Here is a 7,729-nt window from a genome sequence, read left to right on the forward strand (position 1 = left end):
AGCGGGCTTGCTCGCGAAAGCGGTGGCACATTCAACATCTCTGTTGACTGACACACTGCATTCGCGAGCAAGCCCGCTCCCACATTGGATCTCCAGTGGTTTCAGCGACCTTTTTCCAACCGGAACAAGCTGTTACTGTACCGATCATAAAGCCCAAGCCGCCTGGATCGGATCTCTGACTTGAAGCGTTCCCTCCTTCTACTAATAAGTCTGGCCTTGAGCTTTGCTGCGAACGCGACGATTACCGAGAGCCACGGTTACACGCAGTTCGGCACACTCAAGTACCCGGCCAAATTCACCCACTTCGATTGGGTAAACCCTGCAGCGCCAAAAGGCGGGACATTGCGGGTCATGGCATTTGGCACCTTCGACACACTCAACCCCTACACCTTCAAGGGCTCAAGCCCGGTTTCCACCCCCAACTTCCTGCAATACGGCGTCAATGAGCTGAACGAGCCATTGATGGTCGGCACCGGCCAGTACGCGCCCTCCGGCGATGAACCCACCTCCAGTTATGGCTTGATCGCACAGTCGGTGGAGTACAGCGAAGACCGCAGCTGGGTGGTGTTCAACCTGCGCCCGGAAGCGCGCTTTCACGATGGCAAGCCCATCACCGCCTATGACGTGGCGTTTTCCTACCGCACCCTGCTGACTGAAGGCCACCCCCAGTACCGCACCAACCTGCAGGAAGTGGCGCGGGTCGACATCCTCAACCGTCACCGCATTCGCTTCGTGTTCAAACGCGCCGGCAACCCCTTGCTGATCCTGCGCCTGGGCGAGTTGCCAGTACTGCCGCAGCATTACTGGAAAAACCGCGACTTCAAGGCCACCACCTTCGAGCCGCCGCTGGGCAGCGGGCCTTATCGCATCACCAAGGTCAGCCCTGGACGCCAATTGGTCTTCGAGCGGGTCAAGGATTACTGGGGCAAAGACTTGCCGGTCAACCAGGGTTTCTACAACTACGACAAGGTCGAGGTGGAGTTCTACCGCGACAGCGACGTGGCGTTTGAAGCATTCAAGGCCGGTGAATTTGATATCTATATCGAGCACCAGGCCAAGAACTGGGCCACCGGCTACAACTTCCCGGCGGTCAACCGCGGCGACGTGATCAAGGCGCAGATCGCCCACCAGATCCCGACCCAGAGCCAGGGCCTGTTCATGAACACCCGACGGCCGGCGCTCAGCCAGACCAAGGTGCGCGAAGCCCTCGGGTTGATGTTCGACTTCGAATGGACCAACCGCACCCTGTTCAGCAGCGCCTATAAACGCACCTTGAGTTACTACCCCAACAGCGAGTTTTCGGCCACCGGTGTGCCGGTCGGCCATGAATGGCTGATGCTCTCGCCGTACCGCGACCAGTTGCCCGCCAACCTGTTTACCCAGCCCTTCAGCCTGCCGCAGACCGACGGCCGCGGCATTCCGCGCGAAACCCTGCGCCGCGCCCTGGCCCTGCTCGGCGAGGCCGGGTGGAAGCTGTCGGGGCAACGCCTGCTCAATAGAGACGGCCAGCCCTTGCGCTTCGAGATCCTGCTGGTCAACCCGAACCTGGAGCGCATCCTGCAGCCGTATGTCGAGAACCTGATCAGCATCGGCATCGACGCGCGCCTGCGCACCGTTGACCGGGCGCAATACAAGCAGCGCCTGGATCAGTTCGACTACGACATGATCCTCGTCACCCTCAACCAGACCTTAAGCCCGGGCCTTGAGCAGTGGCAGTACTTCCACTCAAGCCAGGCGGCGATCAAGGGCAGCAAAAACTACGCCGGCATCACCAACCCGGTGGTCGATCACCTGCTGGATCAATTGCTCGCCGCGCAGACCCGCGAAGAACAACTGGCCGCCGGGCGTGCACTCGACCGGGTGCTGCTGTGGCAGCACTACAGTATTCCCAACTGGTACCTCAACTATCATCGCCTGGCGTACCGCAACCGGTTCGCCTTTGTCACCACGCCGCCCTACAGCCTGGGCCTGAGCGCATGGTGGCTGAAAGCTTCGGAGAAAGCCCAATGATGTCTTTGCGTACGGCTTTGCTGAGCAGCCTGCTGCTGTGTACGGCGGCAAATGCCGCGCCACAGCACGCGCTGACCCTCTACAACGAGCCCCCCAAGTACCCCGCCGACTTCAAGCATTTCGACTACGTGAACCCCGACGCGCCCAAGGGTGGCACGTTCCGCGAGTCGAGCATGGGCGGCTTCGACAGCCTCAACCCGTATATCAGCAAGGGCGTGCCGGCAGACAACCTCCCGCTGATCTACGACACCCTGGCCATGCAAAGCCTGGACGAGCCCGTGACCGAATACGGCCTGGTCGCCGGCAAGATCGAGAAGGCCCCGGACAACAGCTGGGTACGCTTTTACCTGCGTCCGGAAGCGCGCTTTCATGACGGCCACCCGATCCGCGCCGAAGACGTGGTGTTCACCTTCAATGCGCTGATCAAGGACGGCTCGCCGCTCTATCGCACCTATTACGCCGATGTCGACGAAGTGGTGGCCGAAGACCCGCTGCGGGTACTGTTCAAGTTCAAACGCACCAACAATCGCGAATTGCCGCTGATCCTCGGGCAATTGCCGGTATTGCCCAAACACTGGTGGGCCACTCGCGACTTTGCCAAGGGCAACCTGGAAATCCCCCTCGGCAGCGGGCCGTACAAGGTCGCCGAGGTCAAGGCCGGGCGCATGGTTCGCTATGAGCGGGTCAAGGATTACTGGGCCAAAGACCTGCCGGTCACCCGAGGCTTCTACAATTTCGACAACCGCATCACTGACTATTACCGCGACAACACCGTGGCCCTCGAAGCCCTGAAGGCCGGGCAGTTCGATTACTGGCTGGAGTTCAGCGCCAAGAACTGGGCGAATGCCTACAACATTCCGGCGGTGACCCAGGGGCGCCTGATCAAGGAAGAAATCCCCAACGGCAACCCCACGGGGATGCAAGGCTTTGTGTTCAACACGCGCAAGCCGATGTTCCAGGACGTAAAGGTTCGCAAAGCCATCAGCCTGCTGCTGGACTTTGAATGGAGTAACAAACAGCTGTTCAACGGCGCCTACACGCGTACCCGCAGTTACTTCGAAAACTCGGAAATGGCCGCCACCGGCCTGCCCGGCGCGGATGAACAGGCGATCCTCGAACCGCTGCGCGACAAGATCCCGGCGGAGGTCTTCACCCAGGCGTTCGAGCCGGCGAAAACCGACGGCAGCGGCATGATCCGCACTCAGCAACGCGAGGCGTACCAACTGTTGCAACAGGCCGGCTGGAAGATTGTCGATGACAAGATGGTCGACACCACCGGCAAACCGGTGACGATAGAGTTCCTGCTGGTCCAGACCGATTTCGAACGGGTGCTGCTGCCTTTCAAGCGCAACCTGGCAGACCTGGGCATCGACCTGGTGATTCGCCGCGTGGACGTTTCGCAGTACATCAACCGCCTGCGCTCGCGTGATTTCGACATGCTGGTGGGCAGCTTCCCGCAATCCACTTCGCCGGGTAACGAACAGCGCGAGTTCTGGTCATCGTCAAGCGCCGACAAGTCCGGCAGCCGCAACTACATGGGCCTCAAAGACCCGGCCATCGACCAACTGGTGGAGGAGCTGATCGACGCCGATTCGCGCAAAAGCCTGGTGGCGCATGCCAAAGCCCTGGACCGTGTGTTGCAGTTTGGCTACTACGTGATTCCCAACTGGCACATCAAAACCTTCCGCGTGGCCTACTGGGACCACTTGGGCCACCCGGCAAAATCGCCGCGCTACGACGTCGGCATTGCCACCTGGTGGGCCAAGCCCGACGTCAAGCCGGCAGTCACCCTGGACACCACTCAGAGCACCGATCCGGCGAGCGGAGGCGATTAAATGCTGGCCTATATTGTTCGCCGCCTGTTGCTGATCATCCCCACGCTGTTCGGGATTTTGCTGATCAACTTCATCATCATCCAGGCCGCCCCCGGCGGCCCGGTGGAGCAGATGATCGCCAAGCTCGAAGGCTTTGAAGGCGCCACCAGCCGCATCGCCGGTGGCGGTGCCGAAGTTTCGGTCGCCGGCTCCAGCTACCGTGGCGCCCAGGGCCTGGACCCGGCGCTGATCAAGGAAATCGAGAGGATGTACGGCTTCGATAAATCGGCGCCGGAACGTTTGTGGATCATGGTCAAGAACTACGCCAGGCTGGACTTCGGCGACAGCTTCTTCCGTGACGCCAAGGTCATCGACCTGATCAAGGAAAAGATGTCGGTCTCCATTTCCCTGGGGTTATGGAGCACGCTGATCATGTACCTGGTGTCGATCCCCCTGGGGATCGCCAAGGCCACGCGACACGGCAGCCACTTCGACGTATGGACCAGTTCGGCGATCATCGTCGGCTATGCGATCCCGGCGTTCCTGTTTGCGATCCTGCTGATCGTGGTGTTTGCCGGCGGCAGTTATTTCGACTGGTTTCCCCTGCGCGGGCTGACCTCCAACAACTTTGAAGAGCTGAGTTGGGGCGGCAAGATCCTCGATTACTTCTGGCACTTGGCCTTGCCCGTGACCGCACTGGTGATCGGCAACTTCGCGACCATGACGCTGCTGACCAAGAACAGCTTTCTAGACGAAATCAACAAGCAATACGTGGTCACCGCCAAGGCCAAAGGCCTGACCAACCACCGCGTGCTCTACGGCCACGTGTTCCGCAACGCAATGCTGCTGGTGATCGCCGGGTTCCCGTCGGCCTTCATCGGCATTTTCTTCACCGGCTCGCTGCTGGTGGAAGTGATCTTCTCCCTCGACGGCCTGGGCCTGATGAGCTTTGAAGCGGCGATCAACCGCGATTACCCGGTGGTGTTCGGCACCCTGTTCATCTTCACCCTGCTGGGGCTGGTGGTGAAGCTGATCGGCGACCTCACCTACACCCTGGTCGATCCGCGTATCGACTTCGCCAGCCGGGAGCATTGAGATGAACTTGTCCCCCCTCAATCGCCGCCGGTTCGAGCGGTTCAAGGCCAACAAGCGTGGCTGGTGGTCGCTATGGCTGTTCCTGATCCTGTTCGTGCTGAGCCTGGGCGCGGAGTTGATCGCCAACGACAAACCGCTGGCGGTGCACTTCGATGGCGGCTGGTACTTTCCGGCGCTCAAGCGCTACCCGGAGACCACCTTCGGCGGCGAATTCCCGCTGGAAGCCAACTACAAGAGCCCGTATATCCAGGAACTGCTCAAGGCGAAAGACGCCTGGACGTTATGGGCACCGATCCCGTTCAGTTACCAAAGCATCAACTACGACCTGAAAGTCCCCGCACCGGCGCCGCCGTCGAGCGTCAACCTGCTGGGCACCGACGACCAGGGCCGCGACATGCTGGCGCGGGTGATCTACGGCTTCCGTGTGTCGGTCTTGTTTGCCCTGACCCTCACCATCCTCAGCTCGATCATCGGCGTGATCGCCGGGGCCTTGCAGGGTTTCTACGGCGGCTGGGTCGACCTGGCCGGGCAGCGCTTCCTGGAAATCTGGTCCGGGTTGCCGGTGCTGTACCTGTTGATCATCCTCGCGAGCTTCGTGCAGCCCAACTTCTGGTGGCTGCTGGGAATCATGTTGCTGTTTTCCTGGATGAGCCTGGTGGACGTGGTGCGCGCCGAGTTCCTGCGCGGACGCAACCTCGAATACGTGCGTGCCGCACGGGCCTTGGGTATGCAGAACGGCGCGATCATGTTCCGCCACATCCTGCCCAACGCCATGGTCTCGACCATGACGTTCATGCCGTTCATTCTCACCGGCGCCATCGGCACGTTGACCGCCCTGGACTTCCTCGGCTTCGGCCTGCCGGCGGGCTCGCCGTCGCTGGGTGAACTGGTCGCCCAGGGCAAATCCAACCTGCAAGCGCCGTGGCTGGGCATGAGTGCCTTTGCCGTGCTGGCAATCATGTTGAGTTTGCTGGTGTTTATCGGCGAGTCCGCTCGCGATGCCTTCGACCCGAGGAAATGAGATGAATCAGGACAATCTGATCGAAGTCCGCGACCTCTGCGTCGAGTTCGTCACCGGCGATAACCACCACCGCGTGGTGAACAATGTCAGCTTCGACATCAAGCGCGGCGAAACCCTGGCCCTGGTCGGAGAAAGCGGCTCGGGCAAATCGGTGACCGCGCACTCGATCCTGCGCCTGCTGCCCTACCCCCTGGCGCGCCACCCGGCAGGCACCATCAACTACTCCGGCCAGGACCTGCTGACGCTCAAAGAAAAAACCATCCGGCACATTCGCGGCAACCGCATTGCGATGATCTTCCAGGAGCCGATGACCTCGCTGAACCCACTGCATTCCATCGAGAAGCAGATCAACGAAGTGCTCGGGCTGCACAAGGGCCTGACCGGCAAGGTCGCCACCAAGCGCACCCTCGAACTGCTGGAACTGGTGGGCATCCCCGAACCGCACAAGCGTCTCAAGGCCCTGCCCCACGAGCTGTCCGGCGGCCAGCGCCAACGGGTGATGATCGCCATGGCCCTGGCGAACGAGCCGGAGCTGCTGATCGCCGATGAGCCGACCACCGCCCTCGACGTGACGGTGCAATTGAAAATCCTCGAACTGCTCAAGGAACTGCAGGCGCGCCTGGGCATGGCGTTGCTGCTGATCAGCCATGACCTCAACCTGGTGCGACGCATCGCCCACCGTGTGTGCGTGATGCAGAAAGGCTGCATCGTCGAGCAAGCCGAGTGCGAGACGCTGTTCCAGTCGCCGCAGCACCCCTACACCCAAGAGCTGCTGGCCGCCGAACCCAGCGGCGGGCCAGCCACCAATGAAGTCGGGCCGCCGTTGCTGGAAGTCGATGATTTGAAGGTCTGGTTCCCGATCAAGAAAGGCTTTTTGCGCAACACCGTCGATTACGTCAAGGCGGTGGACGGCATCAATTTCAGCCTTCCCCAAGGGCAGACACTGGGCATCGTCGGCGAAAGTGGCTCGGGCAAATCCACCCTGGGCCTGGCGATTTTGCGCTTGATCGGCAGCAAGGGCGGCATCCGCTTCGAAGGCCAGCAGCTTGACCGCCTCACTCAGCAACAGGTGCGCCCGTTGCGCCGCGAGATGCAGGTAGTGTTCCAGGACCCCTTCGGCAGCCTGAGCCCGCGCATGTGCGTCAGCGAGATCGTCGGCGAAGGCTTGCGCATTCATAAGATGGGCACACCTGCCGAGCAGGAAGCGGCGATTATTGCGGCGCTCAAGGAAGTCGGGCTGGACCCGGATTCACGCCACCGCTACCCCCACGAATTCTCTGGCGGCCAGCGCCAACGCATCGCCATCGCCCGCGCCCTGGTGCTCAAGCCTCGCCTGATTCTGCTGGACGAGCCGACCTCGGCCCTGGACCGCACGGTACAGCGCCAAGTGGTGGAATTGCTGCGCGGCTTGCAGGCCAAGTACAACCTGACCTACCTGTTTATCAGCCATGATTTGGCGGTGGTGAAGGCGTTGAGTCACCAGTTGATGGTGGTCAAGCATGGGCAGGTGGTGGAACAGGGGGATGCGCAAGCGATCTTCGCTGACCCGCAGCATGTCTATACGCGGCAGTTGTTGGAGGCGGCGTTTTTGGTGCCTGCGAGTTAGGGGTTGTTGGGTTGCTTTGCTGGGGGGGTATATCCGTTATTTGGGTGATGGCTGGTATGGGTTCCGCTCTTACAGCGGCTCACTTTTGGTGGAGCGCAAAAGTAAGCAAAACGCTCTTGCCCCTCCACTCGGCACCTCGCTTAGGCTCGGTGTGCCCTCACTCCGGCTTGAATCCGTGGGCCG

At 61.0% G+C, this 7,729-nt stretch carries 5 protein-coding genes; all 5 read left to right on the forward strand.

All coding sequences use genetic code 11. From position 1 onward, the window contains the following. Positions 1-180: 180 nt before the first annotated feature. The 5 genes from WBB95_RS11725 to WBB95_RS11745 are packed head-to-tail and all read left to right on the forward strand — an operon-like array spanning position 181 to position 7,546. The gene (locus WBB95_RS11725) at positions 181-2,010 is read left to right on the forward strand and encodes an extracellular solute-binding protein (RefSeq protein ID WP_424487745.1); all 1,830 of its coding nucleotides are present in this window, start codon (positions 181-183) and stop codon (positions 2,008-2,010) included. Then, entirely contained in the window at positions 2,007-3,845 is a 1,839-nt protein-coding gene (locus tag WBB95_RS11730) for an extracellular solute-binding protein (RefSeq protein WP_424487746.1), read from the forward strand. Before WBB95_RS11725 ends, WBB95_RS11730 begins: the two co-directional genes overlap by 4 nt. After that, positions 3,846-4,919 (forward strand): microcin C ABC transporter permease YejB, encoded by a 1,074-nt coding sequence (locus tag WBB95_RS11735; protein WP_424487747.1) that lies wholly within the window; start codon positions 3,846-3,848, stop codon positions 4,917-4,919. Position 4,920: 1 nt separating this feature from the next. Further along, the gene (locus tag WBB95_RS11740; RefSeq protein ID WP_424487748.1) at positions 4,921-5,940 is read left to right on the forward strand and encodes an ABC transporter permease; all 1,020 of its coding nucleotides are present in this window, start codon (positions 4,921-4,923) and stop codon (positions 5,938-5,940) included. A gap of 1 nt (position 5,941) precedes the next feature. Then, a complete protein-coding gene (locus WBB95_RS11745) occupies positions 5,942-7,546 on the forward strand; it encodes an ABC transporter ATP-binding protein (RefSeq protein ID WP_424487749.1) in 1,605 nt (534 codons plus the stop codon). The last annotated feature ends 183 nt before the right edge of the window (positions 7,547-7,729 follow it).

The sequence above is a fragment of the Pseudomonas sp. genome, from assembly GCF_049645325.1.
In the GTDB taxonomy this organism is placed as follows: domain Bacteria; phylum Pseudomonadota; class Gammaproteobacteria; order Pseudomonadales; family Pseudomonadaceae; genus Aquipseudomonas.

What these genes read in the sequence shown, in the direction of transcription:
- WBB95_RS11730 (WP_424487746.1), top strand. Translation starts at nt 2,007, where the DNA reads ATGATGTCTTTGCGTACGGCTTTGCTGAGCAGCCTGCTGCTGTGTACG.
- WBB95_RS11735 (WP_424487747.1), top strand. Translation starts at nt 3,846, where the DNA reads ATGCTGGCCTATATTGTTCGCCGCCTGTTGCTGATCATCCCCACGCTG.
- WBB95_RS11745 (WP_424487749.1), top strand. Translation starts at nt 5,942, where the DNA reads ATGAATCAGGACAATCTGATCGAAGTCCGCGACCTCTGCGTCGAGTTC.
- WBB95_RS11740 (WP_424487748.1), top strand. Translation starts at nt 4,921, where the DNA reads ATGAACTTGTCCCCCCTCAATCGCCGCCGGTTCGAGCGGTTCAAGGCC.